The 21,714-nt window shown below is 45.7% G+C and carries 22 protein-coding genes and 1 tRNA gene; 6 read left to right on the forward strand and 17 right to left on the reverse strand.

What is annotated here, in order from left to right:
- Positions 1–229: 229 nt before the first annotated feature.
- The 3 genes from K0O23_RS13125 to K0O23_RS13135 all read right to left on the reverse strand — a co-directional run bounded on the left by K0O23_RS13125 (position 230) and on the right by K0O23_RS13135 (position 1,473).
- The gene (locus K0O23_RS13125; RefSeq protein ID WP_219877885.1) at positions 230–574 is read right to left on the reverse strand and encodes a T9SS type A sorting domain-containing protein; all 345 of its coding nucleotides are present in this window, start codon (positions 572–574) and stop codon (positions 230–232) included.
- 66 nt (positions 575–640) lie between these two features.
- Positions 641–1,021 carry an Ig domain-containing protein gene (locus K0O23_RS13130; protein WP_219877886.1) on the reverse strand — a complete coding sequence of 127 codons (381 nt, stop codon included), beginning with the start codon at positions 1,019–1,021 and terminating at the stop codon, positions 641–643.
- A gap of 29 nt (positions 1,022–1,050) precedes the next feature.
- Positions 1,051–1,473 carry a PKD domain-containing protein gene (locus tag K0O23_RS13135; protein WP_219877887.1) on the reverse strand — a complete coding sequence of 141 codons (423 nt, stop codon included), beginning with the start codon at positions 1,471–1,473 and terminating at the stop codon, positions 1,051–1,053.
- Positions 1,474–1,956: 483 nt separating this feature from the next.
- On the opposite strand from K0O23_RS13135, the gene K0O23_RS13140 reads away from it, so the two are divergent.
- Complete coding sequence (locus tag K0O23_RS13140) at positions 1,957–3,015, forward strand: acyltransferase family protein (RefSeq protein WP_219877888.1); 1,059 nt, start codon at positions 1,957–1,959, stop codon at positions 3,013–3,015.
- A 96-nt stretch (positions 3,016–3,111) separates the two neighbouring features.
- Here the strand turns inward: K0O23_RS13140 and K0O23_RS13145 are convergent.
- The 9 genes from K0O23_RS13145 to K0O23_RS13185 all read right to left on the reverse strand — a co-directional run bounded on the left by K0O23_RS13145 (position 3,112) and on the right by K0O23_RS13185 (position 11,810).
- A tRNA-Ser gene (locus tag K0O23_RS13145) sits at positions 3,112–3,199 on the reverse strand.
- Positions 3,200–3,268: 69 nt separating this feature from the next.
- Positions 3,269–4,336, reverse strand: coding sequence for an asparaginase (locus K0O23_RS13150; protein ID WP_219877889.1), 1,068 nt, complete (start codon positions 4,334–4,336; stop codon positions 3,269–3,271).
- A 2-nt stretch (positions 4,337–4,338) separates the two neighbouring features.
- A complete protein-coding gene (locus K0O23_RS13155; RefSeq protein ID WP_219877890.1) occupies positions 4,339–5,106 on the reverse strand; it encodes a TatD family hydrolase in 768 nt (255 codons plus the stop codon).
- Positions 5,107–5,578: 472 nt separating this feature from the next.
- Positions 5,579–6,670, reverse strand: a complete 1,092-nt coding sequence (locus K0O23_RS13160; RefSeq protein ID WP_219877891.1) for a glycosyltransferase — start codon at positions 6,668–6,670, stop codon at positions 5,579–5,581.
- Positions 6,667–7,302, reverse strand: a complete 636-nt coding sequence (locus tag K0O23_RS13165) for a polysaccharide deacetylase family protein (RefSeq protein WP_219877892.1) — start codon at positions 7,300–7,302, stop codon at positions 6,667–6,669. Before K0O23_RS13165 ends, K0O23_RS13160 begins: the two co-directional genes overlap by 4 nt.
- A 104-nt stretch (positions 7,303–7,406) precedes the next feature.
- Positions 7,407–8,630, reverse strand: a complete 1,224-nt coding sequence (locus K0O23_RS13170) for a GAF domain-containing SpoIIE family protein phosphatase (protein ID WP_219877893.1) — start codon at positions 8,628–8,630, stop codon at positions 7,407–7,409.
- A gap of 806 nt (positions 8,631–9,436) precedes the next feature.
- Positions 9,437–9,694, reverse strand: coding sequence for a hypothetical protein (locus K0O23_RS13175; RefSeq protein WP_219877894.1), 258 nt, complete (start codon positions 9,692–9,694; stop codon positions 9,437–9,439).
- Positions 9,691–10,908: a glycosyltransferase gene (locus tag K0O23_RS13180; RefSeq protein ID WP_317195692.1), complete on the reverse strand. Its 1,218-nt coding sequence runs from the start codon at positions 10,906–10,908 to the stop codon at positions 9,691–9,693. The genes K0O23_RS13175 and K0O23_RS13180 overlap by 4 nt, the downstream gene beginning before the upstream one ends.
- A complete protein-coding gene (locus tag K0O23_RS13185) occupies positions 10,821–11,810 on the reverse strand; it encodes a lysylphosphatidylglycerol synthase domain-containing protein (protein ID WP_219877895.1) in 990 nt (329 codons plus the stop codon). Before K0O23_RS13185 ends, K0O23_RS13180 begins: the two co-directional genes overlap by 88 nt.
- 25 nt (positions 11,811–11,835) lie before the next feature.
- On the opposite strand from K0O23_RS13185, the gene ruvC reads away from it, so the two are divergent.
- From ruvC to K0O23_RS13205, 4 genes are all read left to right on the forward strand, one after another.
- Positions 11,836–12,405: a crossover junction endodeoxyribonuclease RuvC gene (ruvC, locus tag K0O23_RS13190; protein WP_219877896.1), complete on the forward strand. Its 570-nt coding sequence runs from the start codon at positions 11,836–11,838 to the stop codon at positions 12,403–12,405.
- Positions 12,406–12,632: 227 nt separating this feature from the next.
- Complete coding sequence (locus K0O23_RS13195) at positions 12,633–13,451, forward strand: MlaE family ABC transporter permease (RefSeq protein WP_219877897.1); 819 nt, start codon at positions 12,633–12,635, stop codon at positions 13,449–13,451.
- A gap of 5 nt (positions 13,452–13,456) precedes the next feature.
- Entirely contained in the window at positions 13,457–14,236 is a 780-nt protein-coding gene (locus K0O23_RS13200; protein ID WP_219877898.1) for an ABC transporter ATP-binding protein, read from the forward strand.
- Entirely contained in the window at positions 14,237–15,265 is a 1,029-nt protein-coding gene (locus tag K0O23_RS13205) for an MlaD family protein (protein WP_219877899.1), read from the forward strand.
- A 215-nt stretch (positions 15,266–15,480) separates the two neighbouring features.
- Here K0O23_RS13205 and K0O23_RS13210 read toward each other — a convergent pair whose 3' ends face one another.
- The 5 genes from K0O23_RS13210 to rsmA all read right to left on the reverse strand — a co-directional run bounded on the left by K0O23_RS13210 (position 15,481) and on the right by rsmA (position 20,117).
- Positions 15,481–15,879: an HIT family protein gene (locus K0O23_RS13210; protein ID WP_219877900.1), complete on the reverse strand. Its 399-nt coding sequence runs from the start codon at positions 15,877–15,879 to the stop codon at positions 15,481–15,483.
- A 3-nt stretch (positions 15,880–15,882) separates the two neighbouring features.
- Complete coding sequence (gene greA / locus K0O23_RS13215; protein ID WP_219877901.1) at positions 15,883–16,356, reverse strand: transcription elongation factor GreA; 474 nt, start codon at positions 16,354–16,356, stop codon at positions 15,883–15,885.
- Positions 16,357–16,789: 433 nt separating this feature from the next.
- The gene (locus tag K0O23_RS13220; protein ID WP_219877902.1) at positions 16,790–17,731 is read right to left on the reverse strand and encodes an NAD(P)-dependent oxidoreductase; all 942 of its coding nucleotides are present in this window, start codon (positions 17,729–17,731) and stop codon (positions 16,790–16,792) included.
- 249 nt (positions 17,732–17,980) lie between these two features.
- A complete protein-coding gene (gene mgtE / locus K0O23_RS13225; protein WP_219877903.1) occupies positions 17,981–19,330 on the reverse strand; it encodes a magnesium transporter in 1,350 nt (449 codons plus the stop codon).
- Between the two features lies 1 nt (position 19,331).
- Positions 19,332–20,117, reverse strand: coding sequence for a 16S rRNA (adenine(1518)-N(6)/adenine(1519)-N(6))-dimethyltransferase RsmA (gene rsmA / locus K0O23_RS13230; protein WP_219877904.1), 786 nt, complete (start codon positions 20,115–20,117; stop codon positions 19,332–19,334).
- Positions 20,118–20,277: 160 nt separating this feature from the next.
- On the opposite strand from rsmA, the gene K0O23_RS13235 reads away from it, so the two are divergent.
- Positions 20,278–21,711, forward strand: a complete 1,434-nt coding sequence (locus tag K0O23_RS13235; protein ID WP_219877905.1) for a leucyl aminopeptidase family protein — start codon at positions 20,278–20,280, stop codon at positions 21,709–21,711.
- Positions 21,712–21,714: the final 3 nt, after the last annotated feature.

Genomic DNA, 21,714 nt, shown 5'->3' on the forward strand with positions numbered 1-21,714 from the left:
GGGGCAGAGAGTTTATACTTTCTGCCCCATTTGCTTTTAGCTGCAACATTGGTTGCCTACCCTTTATAAAAGTCTAAGATAAAGTACCGCTACCTTATTAACCCTTTATTCAATACAAAGTGCTCTTTATAAGAAGCAGATGAACATTGGATATGGTTTGCAATGAGGCATAAAACAAAAGAGGGGACGTGTAAAGCCCCCTCTCTTGTTTTATGTTTACTGAATATCCTTAATTCGAAGCCTTTACTACTTTAGTAGCTTGATTTAAGCCAGCACCGTTGAGTTTTAGGATATAGATGCCTTTGTTCAGATGTTTTGGTTTTAGCTCTAGCTCATGAGATCCTGATGTAATCCACTCTATTTGCTGATGCACCACTTGTCCTTGCATGTTAACTAATTGTATAGATAGTTCTCCCGCTTGCTGTACATCAACACTGATATTAAAGCTGTCCTTAAAAGGGTTAGGATACACTTGCTGTAACTTAGTTTGTGTATGCTTCTCACTTTTCAGCACAACTACTTTGCTAACTGCTGTCTTGCCTGAGGCGTCTTTGAGTTGTAGGCGGTAATACACCACTCCAGAAGTAGCAGATTTATCCTGATAGCTATACTTGGCTAGAACACTGCTTTCATTTCCTTCCTACAAGGTGCCAACTTTCACGAAATTCTTGGCATCGGTACTTCTTTCAATCTCGAAGCGTACATTACCTTTTACCGTGGCTGTTGCCCACTCTAAACTTGGAACACCCTGAGCCAGATTTCCTCTGAAGTATAATAACTCAATTGGAAGTGGATCGCTTACAGGGCCATTGGTTAAGAACCTAAGTGTTACTGGCACACGGGTTGTAAAGCCATTACCATCCACTAAATCTACTTGGAAAGTATAAGTACCAGCCACTAGCACAGATGGGTTTGATACCGTGATAACACCATTTGTAAGATTTATGGTAGTACCAGGAGGAAGTGTGAACCCTGGAACTAACTTAGCGCTTGTAACACCGTTGTCTTGCTCTTTTGCCACTGCAAGCACATCTCCTGTTCTGTGTTGGTCTACATATTTAGAAGGTGCATCTCGTAGTAACTTGGGCAGTTTACAGTTATAGTAACACTAGAAGTAGCCGTAGTTGTAATTGAACCGCATGAAGACGTCACAGTCAAGGTGAATGTGTAGGTTCCTGAATTTAAACCTGTCACGCTAGTAGTTGGGCTGTTTGGTGAAACAATCACAACACCACTTCCTGTTGTGTGCTGAGTACTACTTAAAGTCCATACCCCACTGCCACCTTGAGGCGGTACATTTCCATTTAAAGTAGCTGTCAGGTTCTGCCCGCATTTAATAGACCAGTCTGAAGACGAAGTAGACACAGCGTTACCTTTTACCTCGATAGTAACCTCATTTAACAGCCTAAAGTCATTGGTACAGGTACCAGCTGTTTTCCTAACGGCCACATAATAATTATTGATCCCTGCCATGGTGAATGGGTAGGTTACTATGTTTAGCTGAGAGCTCGTACCTGTAACTGGGTCACTTACGGGTGTATTATCTGAACTACGCGGTATTCACACACTTGCTCCTGTGGCATACACCAATTTTGCCCGGACTTATTTCATAAAGCTTGTGTAAGATAGGCAGTTACATGGTTGCCAGTTAAAAATTTACCTGAGTCGAAGCTATTTTAAAGAAAGTCACGTAGACAATGGAAATGCACTTACCGAGGCATTATGTCAGCCACTGGTTCCGGATTGTTGTCCTATTTTTCCGGAATGCTGAAACAGTTATCTGCTCCAGATGCTGGCCTGAAAAGTATACTATTCTGCCGCTGCGTAGCCAAAATGATTTACATGCTCATCAACAGGTGACAATTACTGCAGTAGATTTTTAATTATTTGATTACGCAGCTTAGGCGCTGATTGGTAAAACACAAAAAAGATTTATGCAAAAGATTACTACTACAAATGAACAGATTACTTTTTTTGGATTCGCTTAGGGGCTTAGCCGCCTTGGCAGTTGCCCTTTTTCATTATACGTCAGCATATAGAAGCTATTTCGGACACAGTTTTTCTGAAAGCTTTGATTTTGACTATGGTCTGTATGGTGTCGAGTTGTTCTTTATGATCAGTGGGTTTGTTATCTTTTTTAGTTTTGACAGGATAAAGAGCAGCAAAGAATTTTTATTTAACCGGGCAATCCGGCTTTACCCGGCTTACTGGTTTTGCCTGATCATTACTTTTTTTGCAGTCCATAGCTTTGGTCTTAACGAGCTTGAAACCAGTATTCCGGAGATGCTGGTAAACTTAACGATGTTCCAAAAGCTTTTCGGTGTGAAGGATGTGGATGGGGTTTACTGGTCTCTGTTTGCAGAATGGATGTTTTACCTGATGATGCTGGTGCTATTTGTGACCAAAAGCCTGAACAGGATACTGTATATCGGCATACTCTGGGTAACGCTGGGCCTTATAAATCAATTCTTGTTTAGCTTTGGGCCAGCAGCCACGATACTTAACTTACACTACGGCCTCTTTTTTTACGCTGGTATATTGTTCTTCCTGTACCTTAAAGCACCCGAAAACAGGAAAGTTATTCAGGGGCACCTGCTCTTTACCTGTTTGGCGGCCATTGCCATGTACATGCCCAAAGGAGGCGTTCAGGTAGCCGTAATAACAAGCTTTTTCGTGCTGTTTTATTTAGGTATAAACGGTAAGCTTGATTTCCTGACAAACAAGGTGCTTTTATTACTGGGAAGCATCTCCTATACCTTCTATCTTTTTCACCAGTACATTGGTTATATCATCATCGACCAGACAAAAGAGTTCTTTGGCAGCAGCCTCTTTATCATAGTTCCGCCACTGGTATTTTCGCTGGCAGCATCGTATGCAATTACAATTTACATAGAGCAACCTATTGTGAAATTCATGAAGAGCTGGTACAAAGCGAAGCAAGGTACACCTGTAGTGTATGGCGAGAAAACCATTGCCAGTGGTTTTGCCAGTAATAAATCTACCCCTTCCAGTTAAAAGAATCAGGAAGTATAATTTGTTTGAATAACATTTACCCGGATATACGAAAAAGGGCTTCTACAAAATGCAGAAGCCCTTTTTTAACATTTGTTGCAGAGAGCAAGGGATTCGAACCCTTGATACCCTTTTGGGGTATACACACTTTCCAGGCGTGCTCCTTCGACCACTCGGACAGCTCTCTTTTTGTACTGCAAATATAGGCTATTATGCAGCACTTCTGCAAACCAAGGTGCTTTATACTTATTATAAACTATAAAGTTATTTCGCCGCGCAGGTTTTCGCACAGTAACATTCTTGTTTCTTCGTGGCTCAGATCCAGCCCCAGCACGTACATCAGCTTGGTAATGGCAGCCTCTGTGGTAATATCTGCACCACCAATAACACCCATGGTCAGCAGGTGTGTGCTGGTCTCGTATTGCCCCTGTATTACACGCCCTTCGTCACACTGCGACACATTCAGGAAATGTATGCCTTTATCCAATGCCTCCTGTACAAGCTCCAGAAACCAGGGTGCAGACGGTGCATTGCCCGATCCAAATGTCTCTAACACCACTCCTTTCAGGCCAGGTGCCTGTAAGGTGCTTTGTACTGTTAGTGGGGTAATACCCGGAAAAAGCTTAAGTATAGCTACTTTATCGCTTAACTCGCGGTGCACGCGTAGCGGTTGCTTTGGGTGCGGAAGTATATTTTCAGAATCATACTCTATATCAATTCCTGTTTCGGCAAGCGGCGGATAGTTATCAGACTTGAATGCATCAAAATGGCTGCTCTCTACCTTTTTGGCTCTGTTGCCCCGCAGCAACAGGTCCCGGAAGTATATGCACACTTCGGGCACTAGGCTCTGGCCACTTTGCTTTGTACCGGAAATTTGCAAGGCTGTGATCAGGTTCTCACGGGCATCTGTTCTAATTCGGCCAATCGGTACCTGGGCACCGGTAAATATCACAGGCTTTTGCAGGTTCTCGAGCAGGTAACTTAACGCCGATGCACTGTAGGCCATGGTATCGGTTCCGTGCAGCACCACAAAGCCATCATACTTTTCATAGTTCTCTTCAATTAACTGGGCCAGCATCAGCCAGTCGGCTATGGTAACGTTAGACGAATCAATGGCAGGCTCCATGCTCATGACGGTAAGCAAGTAATTAAACTGGCTCAGTTCCGGCACGTGGTCCAGTATCTGCGAGAAGTTGAACGGCACCAGGTGCTGCTCTACTTTATCGTATACCATCCCTACCGTACCACCTGTGTAAATGATCAGGATAGAGGCTTCCGGGTGCAGCGGTGTAGCCGTATCGATGTGTACCTGAACTACCTCCATGGTTATAGTTTGAAAAGGTTTAACGCATTGGCTGTTGTCTTTTCAGCTACTTCGTCCAGGTCTTTATTCATCAGTTCGGCCACGCGTTTTGCCACCAGCGTTAAGTACAAGGGCTCGTTTCGTTTGCCTCGGTGCGGTACCGGTGCCAAGTACGGACAATCGGTTTCCAGCACCAGGTTATCCAGGTCAACATGTGGCAGCACTTTGTCAAGGCCGCCGTTCTTAAAAGTAGCCACGCCGCCAATGCCCATCAGAAAGCCTAGCTCTTTTACTTTCTCCGCCTCCTCTGCTGTACCCGAAAAGCAATGGAAAATACCTTTGAGTGAACCATCCTGTGCTGCTGCAATTATTTCGTAGGTCTCGTTAAAGGAGTCGCGGGTGTGCAATACGATGGGCAGTTTATACTTTTTGGCCAACTCTACCTGTACTTTAAGCGCTTCCTGTTGCTGTGGCAGAAAGGTTTTGTCCCAGTACAGGTCTATGCCGCACTCTCCTACTGCTGCAAAAGAACGCTTGCTAAGCCAGTCCTCCACTAAGTACAATTCACGCTCAAAATCCTTAGTAACTGAGGTCGGGTGCAGGCCCATCATCGGAATGCATTGCCCCGGAAATTGCGCCTCTGTTTCCAGCATCACATCAATGGAAGTATGATCGATGTTGGGCATGTAGATCTTGCTCACGCCATCTTCTGCTGCTCTTCTTACGGCCTCTGCCCTATCATCTTTAAACTGCTCCGCATAAATATGCGCGTGCGAATCAATCAAGTTCATTTATCGGTTATCATTAACATTGGCAATGACCAATGTAGTACTACAAAGTTTGCGGGTGCAAGTTAAAGTTAATTGCTGATTGTTTAATTGTTGAATTATTGGATGGTTGATTTCTTTCCTGGCGCAAGTCTTAAGCGCAGCGTGATTTGTGACGTGTCATGATTGGAAGTCTTCAGACTTCCGTGAGCCATACTTTATACTTTGTAAAATAGCAGCTATACTTCCGCAAGTCTGAAGACTTGCCTCCATGTACCAGCACAAGTGACACTTCGTTTAACACTTGCGCAATGGAATAATAAAAAAACAAGGAACCAACAACGAATAACCAACAACGAATAACCAACAACCAATAACGAACCCAATCGCTCTGTAGCAGAGAAGACGCAAAGTATTGCGTCTCTACATTCCCGAATAACAAATCACCAATAACGAATAACCAACAACGAATAACGATATTGCGCTTCTAACCTCCCTAATATTTTCGTCCCTTCCATACTGTCTTTACCGGCAGGTAGTAGAACACCAGCAAAACGATGGAAGTTATCACGAGGTAGATTTCAAAAACAAAGTACTCCCACCAGGCTGCAGAACGGTGCAGGCGGCGCAGGCATACATACAGGAAAACGCTTTGCATGATCAGCTTTGCGGTAAAAACGGCCAGTACCACTCCCGCCGAAGTATGAAAGCCAAACGGCAGCAGCACGGGATAATAAGCCGAGTGCAGTACTAGTATGATGGTCATATACACAGGCAGGTGCATGGCGCCTTTCATCCAGCGTTTGCGTTGATGCATGAACTGATTAAAGTCTGTGGCTGGTGTAGATAAAGCCAGTACTTCATTGCTGTACACGTTCCGGAAGCCCCAGCCTTTTTCGAGAATTTTGTTAAAGATGGCAATGTCTTCAGTGATGGAAAATGGTATACTTTCAAAACCTCCTACATCTTCGTAAGCTTCGCGGCGCAGCAGCATGTTGTTGCCCATGGTGGTAACAGGCTTATTCAGGTCCGAGACTACCTGCATCAGGCCCAGTGCATACAGCCAGTCCAGGGCCTGCAGCTTTGCAAAGAGGGTATGCTCCTGCGTGGTGGTGATACCCGTAACTACACCCACCTTATCTGTTAACGCACCCAGCATACCCTTAACCCAGGTAGGCGGCACGGCAATATCGGCATCAGTATAAAAGTATAAATTACTGGTTGCCAACCTCGACAGTTGCGCCAGCACATTCTGCTTGCCTTTAAGCTGGTTTATACTTTGGGTAATATTAATGCAAGTATAGTAGGGTTTGTCCTTTATAAAGGCTTTTATTACCTCCTGTGTGCTGTCGGTGCTGCCGTCGTTGCCTATCAGCACTTCTATTTTCACTTTGGGGTAGTCCAGCGCTTCTATGGCGGTGAGGCAGCGGGTAATGGTGTGCCCCTCGTTGCGGGCAGCTATCAGTATACTTATGCGGGGCAGTTGATCGGGATCGGAAGTATAGCGCTTGCGGTTTACCAGTAGCAAGACCAGCAGCACCAGGAATAGGGTAAAGAAAAGTATAAAATAGGCTACAGATACGATCATAAGGTCTCGAAAGTATAGCCGAGACCAGTAAAATGTTCCAGGTACCGGGGCAGGGCATACATCATGTTTCGTCTTGCTTTAAGGCTGTCGTGAAATACGATGATACTCCCGTTTTGGGTGCTTTGGATGGATTTACGCAGGCACTTTTCAGGTGAGAGGCTGTTGTCGTAGTCGTTGGTGAGCACATCCCACATAATGATCTCATACTTACTTTCGAGCTGCCTTGCCTGGTTTTGAGTAATGCGGCCATAGGGTGGCCTGTACAAAGGCTTTGAGCCTGGTAAAGTATACTTTTCTAGTTCCTGCTGGCATTGCGCCACATTCTCTAAATATGGATTTAACTCTGCACGCCAGCCATTCAGGTGGTTATAAGTATGATTGGCCAGCACATGCCCCTGCTGCTGTATTTGTGTGGTTATCTCCGGGTATTTTCGCACATTGTCTCCAACACAAAAAAAAGTGGCTTTTGCCTTATACTTCTCTAGTTGGTCCAGCACCCATGGTGTTGCCTCCGGTACAGGCCCATCGTCAAAAGTTAAATATAACAGTTTCTCCTCCGTAGCTTCCCTGTGCCAGGTATACTTCGGCCATAGCTTTTTAAAGAAAGCAGGAGTTTTGTAAAGGCGGATCACTCTTGATTGCTGGTTGTTAATTGTTGATTGCTAGACCTGCAAAGATAGCATACTTACCAATTATTCTTTTTAACAATTAAACAATCAACAATCAGCAATTAAACTCACTTAAACCTGCACGAGAGCAGTGTAATGTCGTCGTTGAGGGCGGCTTCTTCGTTGTAGAGGTTAATTTCTCGGAGCAGTTGCAGGTGCAGCATCTTGGAGCTTAGAAAACGGTTACGCTGCAGGAATTCTATACTTCCTTCTATCCCAAACTCAGACTCGTCCTCGTCGAACACTTCTGTAAGGCCATCAGTATAGCACAGCAACACCGAATTGCGGGGCACTGTAATGCGCGTTACCGACATAAAGGGCAGCACATCGAATACACCCAACATGGTACAGCCTTCGTTCAGCAGGCGGTGCGTATTGTCTTCGTAAAGCAGTATCGGCGAATTGTGTCCGGCATTTACATAGCACATCTCCCTGGTTTTGCGGTTATACAGGGCCAGGAACATGGTTATGAACTTCTCGGCAATCGCGTTGCGGTAAATCAGGTTATTGAGTTCGGCAACTACGGTATTCAGGTCAGAGGTCTGGCGAAGTATGGTTCTCAGGCCTGCCTGGAAATTAGACATTAGCAACGAAGCCGGTACGCCTTTACCCGACACATCAGCCACGCAAAACACAAAGTTATCGGCATCTATCTCAATAAAGTCGTAGTAATCGCCGCCAATAGAAGAATGGGGTATGTAACTGGCGTAAATGGCTACATCCTTGTCGTTGGGCAGCGACTTCGGGAAAAGCATAGACTGCACCTCCCGGGCAATCTCGATCTCACGCCTGATGGATTCCTGAGCAAGGCGCTGGCGGGCCATTTTATGGTTCTCTATCGCCACCAGCATAATATTACTGACGGTCTGCACAAAGTTCAAGGCTTCCATGTTAGAATAGTACGGCTGAATTTTGCCGATCATGACAAAAGCCAGCACCCTGCCGTTGTGGAAGATCGGTATCACGATTTCGAAGGCACGCCACTTTTTATCAACGCTTAATTTAGAAGTCCGCGTGATCTCTTTCAGGTCAAGTATAGTTTCCGGAATGTCCTGTTTTGTGAAGTCCTGCTCCGTACCGAAACATACTTTGCACTCCCATTTCTCATCGTGCACAAACAATACAAGACGGCTAATCTGTAACTGAGCCAGCAGGGTAAAGCGATAAATCTTATAAAGGGCAGGCTCCGGCAGGTTATCGTTGATGGCCTGCGTAATTTCAAGCAAGGCTGATAGCTCCAGCTTCTTCAGGTTCAACTCCTGCTGTATACTCGGTAAGGTTACTTCAGCCATTGAAAATCTTTTGTTTAAGGTCGTGTACGTTGCCTGGGCCGCTAATACTGGTTTAAAGACCTGCACCTGCAAACGAATGCTTATACTTTGTAAAACTATAAAAAACTGCTCTTAGCGCCATCCAGCTGAACACCTTCGTCTAAACTCATACCATACATCGTTGCATGAAGTTGCACGCTAACCATAGGTAAAAAACAACTGCCTCAGTAATTAAAGCCGGGGCTATTGCCAATGATGCCATAATAGCTATTTAAACAGACATATTGAGTTGACCATCCTGAAATTTACTAGTTCGCAGCAATATTTCCGGTATGTTGTTAGCTTTTTTTTCGATTAAACTGCCCGCATTTTCCCTTACCTCTCGATCTGCCAGTGTCTACGCAAACTATTACACTGCCAACTAAATGCTTTCAAATAGCTCCTTATTGAGACTGTAACTATTAGCCGTGGTAATTGTTATGCATGCCATTCATAAAAATCAGTCTGCTAACCTGCAAAAGGGCGTGCCAGGCATGCTCAACTTAGATCCTACATAGCCGACATTAAAGTTACAAGTCCTAAAACCAACACTAATCACGAGGAAATAAAAACGTTTTAATCACTGATATTCAACCATCTAAACACAGCCATAAACAATAACACTTTAAGTGAAAAATAGTATCTGTTTTCAGGAGGCATTACATTTTTAGGCCAGGCACCCAAAACTGCAAAAAAAATAATTCGGTATGAAATTTTTGTAGGGCTACCATACCTGGTAACAGTTTAACCGTTATGCCATCAAATATTCAAGATGTCTTTAACTGGGATCAGATAGAGTTATGCACAACCAGGCCTGCCTTAGTAGCCAGGTAAAAATACTCCTGGCAATGCTGCCCAAAGGTAGCCTCGTTGTATTCGTGCTCCGTGTCGTGGTCAGGGTAGAGTATTTTTACATAGCCTCGTTTAATAAGTGATTGCAATGCCGCGCATATCTCGCTGTCTGTTAAGGACAAGGTTCTTTTGAGGTCCGGGTAAGAGACCACAAAGTATAGTTCATCCAGTATATCGAATTCGTTATCGCTCATGAGTTTCTGATTGATCTTCCTTTCCAATGGTACCTGCCAAACAAGCCTCCGATACCGGTAAACACCACATAGGGTACATAAACCAGTTGTAAAGGCAGCATATGCCAGATATACTTCCTTTTGCTCAGGAAGGCTAGTATACGTTCTAAAAATAAGAAATCTATTGCAAATTTGGTAAAATATGCCCCCAGAAATACAAGCAAAGGCAAGTGCCCGAACAGGAAAAACGGAATGCTTAGAAACAGCAAAAAATTAACCAGGAACACAATAAGAGCCACTAACTGTACTTGAACACTCTGGTAAGCACGCCACTTACTTGCCCACCTGATCCGCTGCGACATAAAGGAAACCAGGTTTTTACGCGCTTCCGTATAAACCACTGCTTCAGGTGATTTCAAGAATACAGCTTTGCCAGGATTCTGCTGATGAATCTTGTGTAGCAGAAACTCATCGTCGCCGCTGGCAATGCCGTCGTTGCCTGTAAAGCCTCCTACCTGTTCGAAAACATGCTTTGGATAGGCAAGATTAGCCCCATTACACATATTAGGCCTGTTTATTGCCATGGAAGCACCTCCTATACCTATTAAACTGGCAAACTCCACCAACTGCATCCGCTCAAACGTCGTATAGGTATTCTGGAGGCAAACAGGCCCGCTTATAAAGTATGGCTGCTTTGTTTCGTAAGTATAAGCATACTGTTTCAGCCACTCCGGGCCCACACGGCAATCGCCGTCGGTTAGCACCAGCAGTTCTCCTTTTGCCTGTTCCACGCCATACTTTACTGCAGCCTTCTTCATACTTAAACCAGCCACATGCTTAAGCTCTAACACACTAGAACTCATTGTGGAACCTGAATTATATTGATGTATTAGTTTAAGTGTATCGTCTGTAGAATGATCGTCTACTATCAGCACCTCAAACAGCTCCTTAGGGTATTGCTGCGCTTCCAGATCCTGCAGCAACGCCACAATATTAGCGGCCTCGTTTCGTACAGGTATAATAACAGAGATAGAAGTTACAGGCGTGTAGTTATCGGGCAAAGCCGTAACAGCCATTCGTACCCAAGCCACCAGCCGGCGCAGCACCACCCAGGCATAGGCCAGTAAAGAAAACGACAACAGCCAGATCATGCGGTTACTCCTTTCCGGGCAAGGCGCAGGCGCAGCACAAAGTATAAGCCCACTGCACTTGGCACGGCAATGTTCAGCAGCCACAGGCTAAGGCTGGCACTAAGCACATGCAGCCTCTCCTCCCCCAGCAAGCCAAACAGATACATGGCCGAAAGCTCCCGCACGCCCAGGTCTGAGAGCAGGCTAACCGATGGCACCACCGATTTAAGAAAAAACGTACCTGCCACACCGCTTGCATACTCCACCGGGTTTAGCCTTACGCCAAAAAGTATAAGCAGCAGTATAAACTGAATTAAGAATACAAAGTACCTGCCTAAAGAGAGCAGCAGTAACCTTGATATTTCCGAAGTTGTATACTCTCCCATGATAGCTACATAATGCACGAACGGGCGTAGCGGTTTAATAGCAGCTACCACCGCCACCATGGCTTTAGAATGAAAGAGCAGCACCAGCATGGCAGCAGTTAAAGCCAGCAGCAGGAATACCACGCTCAGCCCCACCCTTGGGTATGCCGCCCAGTAAAACCGAAGTATAAAGTATAGCAGACCCAGCGAACCCACCAGCACCGTAGCCACCAGTTGGCAGAAGCGCCCTATAAAAATGGCACCGATGGCTTCAAGGCGCTGCCGGCTCTTAAGCTCCAGCACCCGGCCTGCATAATCCCCTAATCGGTTCGGGGTAATAAAGCCAAGGGTAAGCCCCACCATTACGGCACGGTAAGCACGGGCATAAGACATAGGCTCCAGTTTATTGCCAAGCAGATGCCACTTGCTGGCCTCAAAGCCCCAGTTAACAGGTATAAGTATAGCCACAAGTAAAAACAAACCGGTAAGCGAACTATCAAGGGCAGTCTGAAGGATATTTCTCCAGCTAAGCAGGGCATCGGGGGCGGTAAAAATAGCCTGGTGCAGCAGAAAGAGCGTGAGCAGCACCACCAGTATTTTACCGGAGAGCAAAAGGAACCTTCTGTTAGAGGTAATGTTCAAGATATTGTCTTAATTTTGTAGCCTTATGGTTTACTCTTCTGCACTTCCTCCTAATAAACTCATACTTGGCATAGACCCCGGCACACAGGTAATGGGCTACGGTCTTATCGAAGTAACTGGTTCTAAAGTACAAGTGGTGCAGTACGGCGTTATTCACCTGAAGAGTTACAGCAACCACGCCATCAAGTTAAAGAAAATTTTTGACCGCATGATACAGCTCATCGACGAGTACCTGCCCGACGAACTGGCCATCGAGTCGCCTTTCTTTGGCGTGAACGTGCAAAGTATGCTAAAGTTAGGCCGCGCCCAGGGTGTGGCTATTGCTGCTGCCCTCTCCCGCGATATACCTTACGTAGAGTACGCTCCTAAAAAAGTAAAGCAATCGGTTACCGGCAACGGAAATGCATCTAAAGAGCAGGTGGCAAGCATGCTGGTGCAGATTCTAAAAATTCAGCCTGACCCTAAACTGCACGATGCCACTGATGCCCTGAGCGTGGCCCTCTGCCACCATTACCAGAAAGGCAATAATGCCAAGCAGGGTGGCAAGTCATGGAAAGCATTTCTTACTGATAACCCGGACAGAGTATCAGGATAATCAAGGTAGAGTAAAGCTTACTGCTTAATAGCTCTTCAACAATCACTATTCATACTTCCGGGTTAAGTCGCCGAAAAAATTTCGCTGTTTTGCAAAAAATCGTACCTTTCTTCCGTAAGGCTTAAACAAGCCTTTTTAAAAACGACACCGGCTGGTATGAAAATAAAAAGTACTTTTGTCGTTCTCTTTGTTAACACAAAAGTATAAATGGGTTCTAAACGGCATAAATGGATTTAGACGATAATAAACCGGGAACCGCCCCTACCCGACGCAGATTTGTGACAACACGCAGGCTCGACAGGATGTTTGTGGAGCTGGCCAGTGTGTATCGCTTTATTGCACGTTTCTTTAAAGAGGTGTGGTTTCCTCCTTATGAGTTTAAAGAGATCATCAAGCAATGCTACGAAATTGGGGTGCGCTCTCTGCCACTTATCTCTTTAACAGGCTTTATCATTGGCATTGTATTCACCAACCAGTCGCGGCCTTCGCTGGCAGGGTTTGGTGCAACTGCTTTGTTGCCGGCGCTTATCTCGGTAGCTATTGTAAGGGCCATGGGGCCGCTTGTAACGGCGCTTATTGCCGCTGGCAGGGTTGGCTCTAACATCGGTGCCGAGCTGGGCTCTATGCGCGTTACCGAGCAGATAGATGCCATGGAGGTGTCTGCCACTAACCCATTCAAGTTTCTTGTGGTAAGCCGGGTGCTGGCATCTACTTTCATGATTCCGGCCTTAACAATGTATACCACGTTCGTATCGTTACTAGGTGGTTATTTAAACGTGCACCAGAACGAACTTACCACCCTTACCACGTTCTTTTACCAGGTGTTCGACGCCATTACGTTTCTCGATATCATTGCCTCTTCGGTTAAGTCGGTGATATTTGGATTTACGATCGGCATGGTGGGCTGCTATAAAGGCTACAACTCATCTAAAGGCACAGAAGGTGTAGGCAAGGCAGCCAACTCGTCGGTGGTAACGGCTATGTTCCTTATTTTTATTGAAGAGCTGCTCATTATGCAGATCATTAACGCGATAAGAGCTGTTTAACACCTATGGAGGCAAAAGAGATAAACCCCAATATAGATAGAACCGAGAAAGTGATCTCTATCCGGGGCCTTAAAAAGGCGTTCGACGATTTTGAGGTGCTAAAGGGTGTGGACCTTGACTTGTACAAAGGCGAGAACCTGGTGGTGCTGGGGCGGTCAGGTACGGGTAAATCTGTTTTGATAAAGATAATATCCGGTTTACTGCAGGCCGACGAAGGACAAGTGAACGTACTTGGCAGAGAAGTAGGAAACCTTACCCCGAAAGAACTGGACGCGCTACGGCTAAAGATCGGCTTCTCTTTCCAGAACAGTGCTTTGTACGATAGTATGACGGTGCGAGAAAACCTGGAGTTTCCGTTGGTAAGGCATGCTAAAGAGATGACAGAAGCGGACCGCGACCGGATAATACGTTTTGTGCTGGAGGCAGTGGGACTTTCACAGGCCATCAACCAGATGCCATCAGAGCTTTCCGGAGGGCAACGTAAACGTATTGGTATTGCGCGTACATTAATCCTTAAACCCGAGATCATGCTGTACGACGAACCGACAGCAGGCCTTGACCCAATTACAAGTATAGAAATTAACAAGCTGATAAACGAAGTTCAGCGCAGGTTCAATACCTCCTCTATCATCATCACCCATGACCTAACCTGCGCGCGTGCCGTAGGAGACAGAGTAGTGATGTTGCTCGAAGGCCAGTTTCAGCGCCAAGGCAAATTTGAGGATGTGTTTGACACCAAAGATGAACGCGTAAAGGCTTTTTATAACTACAACTTTATAGACTAAATGAGTTCTGCAGATAATAAACGTACCATAATAGTAGGTATTTTCGTATTCCTGGCTATTGTAATCCTGGTGGCAGGCATTTTTACACTGGCTGGCCAGCAGAAGCGCCTGATCAGCACTATTTCCGTTATAGCCATTTTTGATGATGTGGCTGGTCTTAAGAAGGGAAATAATGTATGGTTCTCGGGAGTGAAGATCGGTACAATTAAGTCGATTGACCTGTATGGCGATGCGCAGGTGAAGGTAACCATGAATATTGAGGAAAGTGCCCAGCAGTATATCCGCGAAAACTCTGTTGCCCGCATCAGCTCCGAAAGCTTTATCGGCAACAAGAATATTGTAATTGAAGGAGGCACACAATCGGCAGCCGCGATAGAGGACGGCGACGTAATAACGGCCATTAACCCCCTGAACACCGACGACCTGATGGAGACACTCCAGAAGAACAACAAGAACCTGGTAGCCATTACCGACGATTTTAAAGTACTTACTTCCCGGCTCGTGGAGGGCGAGGGAACTATAGGCGCCATACTTACGGATACCGTAATGGCTGATAACTTCAGGACGATGGTAGCCAACCTGCAGCAGACTTCCAGAAGAACAGTGGCGGCATCTAATGAGCTATCCAGATTTACTTCCAAGCTTAACAGCCCCAATGGCCTGGCCAACAATATTGCAACCGACACCGTGGTTTACAGCAGGCTAAGAAGCTCTATGGCCGAACTGAATGAGGCCACTAAAGCGGCCGCCTCAATGATGGAAACCCTGGAGACAACAAGCAAGCGCCTCAACAACCAGAATAATGCGGCGGGTGTTCTGCTCTCAGACGAACAGTTTGCGCGCCAGCTACAGCGCACCATGCAGAACCTGGAAACAAGCAGCCAGAAGTTTGACCAGAACATGGAAGCACTGCAAAGCAACATCCTTTTCAGGGGCTTTTTCAGGAAACAGGCAAAAGAGCAGGAAAAGCAACAGGAACAGTTAAAAGAACTACTGGAATCACAGCCTGACACTACAAACCGGCAGTAGCTTTTGGTTAATCTTTATTCGAAATGTAGAGACGCAATACTTTGCGTCTCCCTATGAAACAATAGCCTCGAAAGCTCGCAAAAGCTGAGTTGCTGCTTGCTCTTAACCAAAGTATACCGAACAAAGGCTGTCACAAATCAGAAAGGGCCATATAACAAAAGAGGCGGTGCTGATCTGAATCGGCACCGCCTCTTTTGTTTGTACTTTTCAGATGACTACACGTGGTATTCAGCGCGTATCTTTTCTGCAACCTCTTCCATTTCCTCTTTGCTAAACTCCTGCTTGTTGGCGAAGTTCATGTCCTGCATGCTGTTAAGCGGAATAAGGTGCACATGGGCATGTGGCACTTCAAGGCCAACTACGGCAACGCCTATTCTGTTGCAGGGTATAGCCTTTTTAATTGCTTTAGATACTTCTTTCGCAAAAGCCATCAGGCCCAGGTACAAGTCATCGTCCAGGTCAAAAATATAATCCACCTGCTCCTTCGGTATTACTAAAGTATGGCCTTTGGTGGTCGGAAAAACATCCAAAAAGGCAAGGAAACGCTCATTCTCTGCTATTTTATAAGCAGCGATCTCTCCTTTCACAATCTTTGTAAATATCGAAGGCTCCATGGTTTATCGGCTTATTTCTAAGATCTCGAACTGTATTTTACCGGCAGGAATGGTGATCTCGGCCACATCGCCTACTGATTTGCCAAGCAAACCTTTACCAATCGGCGACTTAACAGACAATTTGCCTGCTGCCAAATCAGCCTCTTCCTCTGCCACTAGTAAATAGTCTACTACCATATTGTTCTTAAGGTTCTTTATTTTAACCTTAGATAATATCAACGCCTTACTGGCATCCAGGTTCGACTCATCTATCAAACGGGCATTGCCCACGATCTCCTCCATTTTGGCGATCTTCAGTTCCAGGTGCCCTTGCGCATCTTTGGCAGCATCGTATTCTGCGTTCTCGCTCAGGTCACCTTTATCGCGTGCCTCAGCTAGCTGGCGCGCCACTTCAGAGCGGCCTTTTGTCTTGAGCTCAGCCAGTTCGTCTTTCAGTTTCTGCAAACCTTCTGCTGTGTAATAAGAAATGTTGCTCATAGTTATGTTATCATGTTTAAAACACAAAAGCAAAAAGAACGGTTATGGCGTGCATAACCGTTCTTTTTGCCAAATATGTAAATTTATTTAATCCTTTTCCAGTATGGGGGCATGTATATTTAAACAAGCCTCCAAAGTTTTAGCATAAGCGCCAACTTCTATCCTAAAATAGGGCCAGGAGCTACTCTCATCGGCCTCGACTTAGGCAAATATACAAATTTTGGAACACAAGAAACAATATGTTTTTAAATGATTCTGCAAAGCCTGACTGGGCGATACAAAAGTATAAAATGCACCGGCGGTAATGGTTATACTTCTAAACGGGGCAATAAGGTTGGCTGAGAATTAGTTATTTTAAAATCTACCCCACTTCTCCGCCATTTTATCCGGTATAGCTGATAGTCAAGCAATCCAAAGAATTTCAGTTTGTTTATTATGTTAAATTGCTTTGCTGTAATCTTTTGATCTTCTCTACCAGCACCTCATTTATCTTTACATAAGACTCGTGTGTCCAGCCTGCGATGTGTGGGGTAAGTATAACATTGTTAGCCTGCGCCAGGTAACCAAATGTTTGTAGCTGCTTCTCAGTTAAAGTATGGAGCTTCTCGTTTTCCAGCACATCCAGGGCAGCGCCTTTTATACTTCCGGTCTTCAGGTGCTCTACTACTGCATTCTGGTCAGCTACATCGCCGCGCGAGGTATTCAGAAACCAAATTGGTTTCTGGAAGCCAGCAAAAAAGGCATCATTGGCAAAGTTCAGGTTTTCATGAATGTAGGGTATATGCAGGCTTACGATATCAGCATCTTGCTGCAGTTGCTCCAGCGAAACGCTTTCTGCAGGTTCAGTAATTTTTTCAGGCGCATACTTATCAAACGCAAGAATGCGACAGCCAAAACCACTTAGTACTCTGGCAAAGCTCTGGCCCATGTTTCCGTAGCCGATAATACCCACGGTTTTACCACTTATCTCTTCTCCTCTGTTGTCTTCGCGCAGCCATACTTTATCGCGCACCTGCTTATCGCCTCGTACAATATTTCGCATCAGAGATATCAGCAACCCTAAGGCAAATTCTCCTACCGCTTGTCTGTTGCCTTCGTTGGCTCCAATTAGGGCTATATTTCTCTCCTGCAGCGCATCGGCATCAATGTTATCCACGCCGGCTCCTGCTCTGGCTATAAACTTCAGCTTATCGGCATACTTTAGAGTATCAGCCGTGATACGCATTTTGCTGCGCACGATCAGGCCATCAAAATCTGCCAGGGCTTCGCATACATCCAATGGTTTTATGTCAGGTCTGTAATCGGCCATCATCCCTATACTTTCCAGCATCGGAAATATACTTGGGTGAATCTCGTCGATGATGAGAACTTTCATTTTTGTCTGATGTGATTGAGCAGGCAGATTAATTGATTCCATTTTAGAATGATGCGGGAAGTATACTTTCACTTGTATAAAGCTACACAAATGAGTAATTGAAATTTATAAAGTAGATGCGAATTTATACTTTAGATAATCCTTTTAGCACATCTGATAAGGACCCTATCCTCTTAAACCTGCAAATAAATCGTGTTTAATCTATTAAATCATCATTAGTCTGTGATAAGATCAATTTAATCTGTGGTCCTAATACAGCAGGTGCGCCACACCAAAGTATATGGTTAGGCCCAGTAAGTCGTTGGCTGTGGTGATAAACGGCCCGGCAGCCACGGCAGGGTTAATACCAAATTTATCGAGGATCATCGGGGTAATAGTTCCCATAAGCGATGCCAGCATAACCACGGAAAACAGCGCCACCGAAACCACTATAGACAAAGTAATATCGTTGCGGAAAAGATACGTAAAACTGAACACCAGTATCGAAATGATCAGGGCATTGAGCAGAGCAACAAGCACCATCTTGAAAATACGCTGGGCAAAGTTCTCGAACATTACCGCGTTAGATGATAGGGTTTGGATGATAATGGACGAAGATTGTATACCAACATTACCGCCTGTTGCTGTGATAAGCGGCACAAAAAGCGCCAGGGCAGGAAGTATGGCAATGTCTTTTTCAAAGAAACCCATGAACTGGGCAGCCAGCAAACCGCCCACCATACCAATGATCAGCCAGGGTAAACGCGAACGGGAAATACGGAATACGCTGTCATCTTCTTCTACATTCTCAGAGATACCCGTCATCAACTGGCGGCTCAGTTCAGCCTGCTCCTGCATAACGTCTACCACGTCGTCGATGGTGATGCGGCCTAACAACCTGCCTTGTATGTTTACTACAGGTATAGCTTCCAGGTCATACTTCTGCATTACGCTTACCACCTCGTTCTCATCCCTGAACGATTCTATCGAGATCACATCCGGGTTGTAGATATCCTTTACCAGCTTATCATCTTTAGAAAGCAAAAGCGCCTTAACACTTACACGGCCTACCAATATGTCGCGGTTATCAACTACATACACTGTATAAATGCGCGACACATCCTCTGCCTGCCGGCGAATCTCTTCTATACACTGCCTTACGCGCCAGTTCAGGTTTACTTTGATAAGCTCTTTTGCCATCAAACCACCTGCACAGTCTTCTTCGTAGTGCAGCAGGTCCAGGATGTCCTTTGCTTTATCCTCGTTCTCGATTAAGGCAATTACCTCTTCCCGCCGCTGCACCGACTGCTCGTTCAGAATATCCACGGCATCGTCGGAATGCATCAGGTTGATATAACGGGCAATCTCGGCGCTGGTAAAGTAATCCAGGAAATCCTCCCGTATATCGTAGTCCAGGTCGCTCAGGATCTCAGCTCCCACCTCCGGCGGCAGCAGGTCCATCACATACTTCGACTCGTTGGCATCTAGTTCGTAGAGCACCGTGGTAATATCGGCCGGGTGCATGTCTTCCATCGAACTCAGGATAAGGTCGTTATCCCGGCGTTCTATGGCCTGCTCTACCTGCTCAATAAAATCACGTGTAATCTCTAGTTGCTGCATACTATTGCTGTGTATTCTGCTCTACAAGTTGGGTCAATGCTATAAAATCCTGCACCGAAAGCTGCTCGGCGCGCTTGTCGAAAACAGGCTGTACTGTAACTTCGGGTGGCAAGTTATAACTTCGCAGTGAGTTACGCAGCGTTTTGCGTCTTGTTCCGAAACTTAATTTAACTACCTGAAAAAATAGTTTCTCGTTACAAGCCAGCTTTTCTACTTCGTTTCGCACCAGGCTAATCACCGCAGACTTTACTTTCGGCGGCGGATTAAACACCTTCTCTCCTACGGTAAACTTGTAATCTATCTTATAGAATGCCTGCAGCAGTACGCTAAGTATACCATAGGTTTTGGAGCCCGGAGGTGCGGCAATACGCTCCGCTACTTCCTTCTGGATCATACACACCACTTCGGGCACCACATCGCGCTGCTCCAGCACTTTAAAAAATATCTGGCTCGATATGTTGTAAGGGAAGTTACCAATGATGGCAAACGGACCAGGAAACAGCTTACTTAAATCTGTTTTCAGAAAGTCAGCAGAGATGATGCGGTCACCCAAAGTCGGAAAATGCTCCTGCAGGTACGCAATAGATTCTCTGTCGATGTCAACGACTGTAGTTCTGTACTCGGGGTGTTTAATAAGATACTGTGTGAGCACGCCCATGCCCGGACCAATCTCCAGTACATCCTTCACGCCACGGTGCAGGGTTAGCTGCTCTACAATTTTTATGGCGATGTTCTGGTCTACCAGAAAGTGCTGGCCCAGGTGCTTTTTTGGTCTTACGTTACCCACGTTATACTTTTTAGGAGCCTGAGTTTCAAAAAGTATACTTTTCGGCTCAATCTCGTTATACCTTACATTGTAAAGCCGGCAAAGCTTTTAGCAGCAAGCCTGGCTTTTCGCATTACGTATTATACTTACTATATTGCGCACTCAAAGATACGAACGACAAATGCCAACACAACTTAAATACGACACAAGCTTAGCTAAAAATACCGACCTGGCTATAATAATAGCCAAAGAGGCGGTAAGTCAGGTGCAGGAACTGCAGCCGGAAGAGCAAAACTATGTGCAGCAGCAGGTAGACCAGGACGCGAAGTTCATTTATCTGAACCGCTACTCGCACCGTGTATATGTGCTGGTAACACCAGAGGCTAAAACAGAGAACCTGAAAAAAGAGGCGCTGCGCCAGGCAGGTCATGCCTTATTAAAGCAACTTAAAACCGACAAGGCAGAGCAGGTAACCATACTTGATAAAACAAACTCGCAGGCAAGTTTATACTTAGCCGAAGGCTTATACTTAAGCAACTACCAGCACCTGAAGTATAAAACCAAAGACCCGAAGCCAACTACCCTGCAAACCATCACCATTGCCGACGAAAGTATAAACGAGCAGGATGTGCAGGAACTGGCCAATGTGCTGGAGGCAGTATATAAAGTACGCGACCTGATAAACGAACCGCACAGCCACCAGTCTGCGCCGCAGTTTAGCGAGCAGTTAGAAGCACTAGCCAATGAGGGAGGCTTTGACATTGAGATATTGGATGAGCTGAGAATTCAGAGCCTGAAGATGGGTGGCTTACTGGCCGTAAACCAGGGCAGCGAAGAACCAGCCACCTTTAACATATTAGAGTGGAAACCTGAGAACGCCAAAAACTCAAAACCTTACGTGCTGGTAGGCAAAGGCGTGGTATACGATACCGGCGGACTAAGCTTAAAGCCAACACCGCAATCCATGGATTACATGAAGTCTGATATGGCCGGCGCCGCTGCTGTAACCGGTGTACTTTATGCCGCTGCTAAAAACAATCTGCCTTTACATATTATAGCATTGATTCCGGCAACCGATAACCGCCCTGGCGGACAGGCTGTAGCCCCAGGCGATGTAATCACCATGCACAACGGCATGACAGTGGAAGTACTGAACACGGATGCTGAAGGCAGGCTTATACTTGCAGATGCTTTAAGTTTTGCCAAAAAGTATAACCCGGAACTGGTGATAGACATGGCTACTTTAACTGGCTCTGCGATGCGGGCAGTTGGCAAAGAAGGCCTCGTAGTAATGGGCACTGCAGGCGAAGAAATAATGGCTGGCCTTAAAGCTGCTGGAGACAACGTGCACGAACGTACCGTAGAATTTCCGTTGTGGGATGAGTACAGAAAACAACTTGATTCCGACATTGCAGACCTGAAAAACCTTGGTGGCGCAGATGCTGGCCATATTACGGCAGGCAAGTTTTTAGAAGAGTTTACAGATTACCCTTGGGTGCACTTTGATATTGCCGGTACAGCCTACCTCCACGCCGAGGATTCATACAGAGGCAAGTTAGCGACAGGCTCAGGCGTTCGTTTGGTTTACAACTACCTAAGCACCCAGGCACGATAAGTA

The sequence above is a fragment of the Pontibacter aydingkolensis genome, from assembly GCF_019443125.1.
GTDB classification, from domain to species: Bacteria; Bacteroidota; Bacteroidia; order Cytophagales; family Hymenobacteraceae; genus Pontibacter; species Pontibacter aydingkolensis.

Excerpts from the sequence above, each read along its gene's own strand:
- K0O23_RS13210 (WP_219877900.1), bottom strand. The coding sequence starts at position 15,879 with ATGGAGCCTTCGATATTTACAAAGATTGTGAAAGGAGAGATCGCTGCT.
- K0O23_RS13170 (WP_219877893.1), bottom strand. The coding sequence starts at position 8,630 with ATGGCTGAAGTAACCTTACCGAGTATACAGCAGGAGTTGAACCTGAAG.
- K0O23_RS13155 (WP_219877890.1), bottom strand. The coding sequence starts at position 5,106 with ATGAACTTGATTGATTCGCACGCGCATATTTATGCGGAGCAGTTTAAA.
- greA (WP_219877901.1), bottom strand. The coding sequence starts at position 16,356 with ATGAGCAACATTTCTTATTACACAGCAGAAGGTTTGCAGAAACTGAAA.
- K0O23_RS13200 (WP_219877898.1), top strand. The coding sequence starts at position 13,457 with ATGGAGGCAAAAGAGATAAACCCCAATATAGATAGAACCGAGAAAGTG.
- K0O23_RS13150 (WP_219877889.1), bottom strand. The coding sequence starts at position 4,336 with ATGGAGGTAGTTCAGGTACACATCGATACGGCTACACCGCTGCACCCG.
- K0O23_RS13135 (WP_219877887.1), bottom strand. The coding sequence starts at position 1,473 with ATGGCAGGGATCAATAATTATTATGTGGCCGTTAGGAAAACAGCTGGT.
- K0O23_RS13235 (WP_219877905.1), top strand. The coding sequence starts at position 20,278 with ATGCCAACACAACTTAAATACGACACAAGCTTAGCTAAAAATACCGAC.
- K0O23_RS13160 (WP_219877891.1), bottom strand. The coding sequence starts at position 6,670 with ATGATCGTATCTGTAGCCTATTTTATACTTTTCTTTACCCTATTCCTG.
- K0O23_RS13220 (WP_219877902.1), bottom strand. The coding sequence starts at position 17,731 with ATGAAAGTTCTCATCATCGACGAGATTCACCCAAGTATATTTCCGATG.
- K0O23_RS13205 (WP_219877899.1), top strand. The coding sequence starts at position 14,237 with ATGAGTTCTGCAGATAATAAACGTACCATAATAGTAGGTATTTTCGTA.
- K0O23_RS13175 (WP_219877894.1), bottom strand. The coding sequence starts at position 9,694 with ATGAGCGATAACGAATTCGATATACTGGATGAACTATACTTTGTGGTC.
- mgtE (WP_219877903.1), bottom strand. The coding sequence starts at position 19,330 with ATGCAGCAACTAGAGATTACACGTGATTTTATTGAGCAGGTAGAGCAG.
- K0O23_RS13195 (WP_219877897.1), top strand. The coding sequence starts at position 12,633 with ATGGATTTAGACGATAATAAACCGGGAACCGCCCCTACCCGACGCAGA.
- K0O23_RS13140 (WP_219877888.1), top strand. The coding sequence starts at position 1,957 with ATGAACAGATTACTTTTTTTGGATTCGCTTAGGGGCTTAGCCGCCTTG.
- ruvC (WP_219877896.1), top strand. The coding sequence starts at position 11,836 with ATGGTTTACTCTTCTGCACTTCCTCCTAATAAACTCATACTTGGCATA.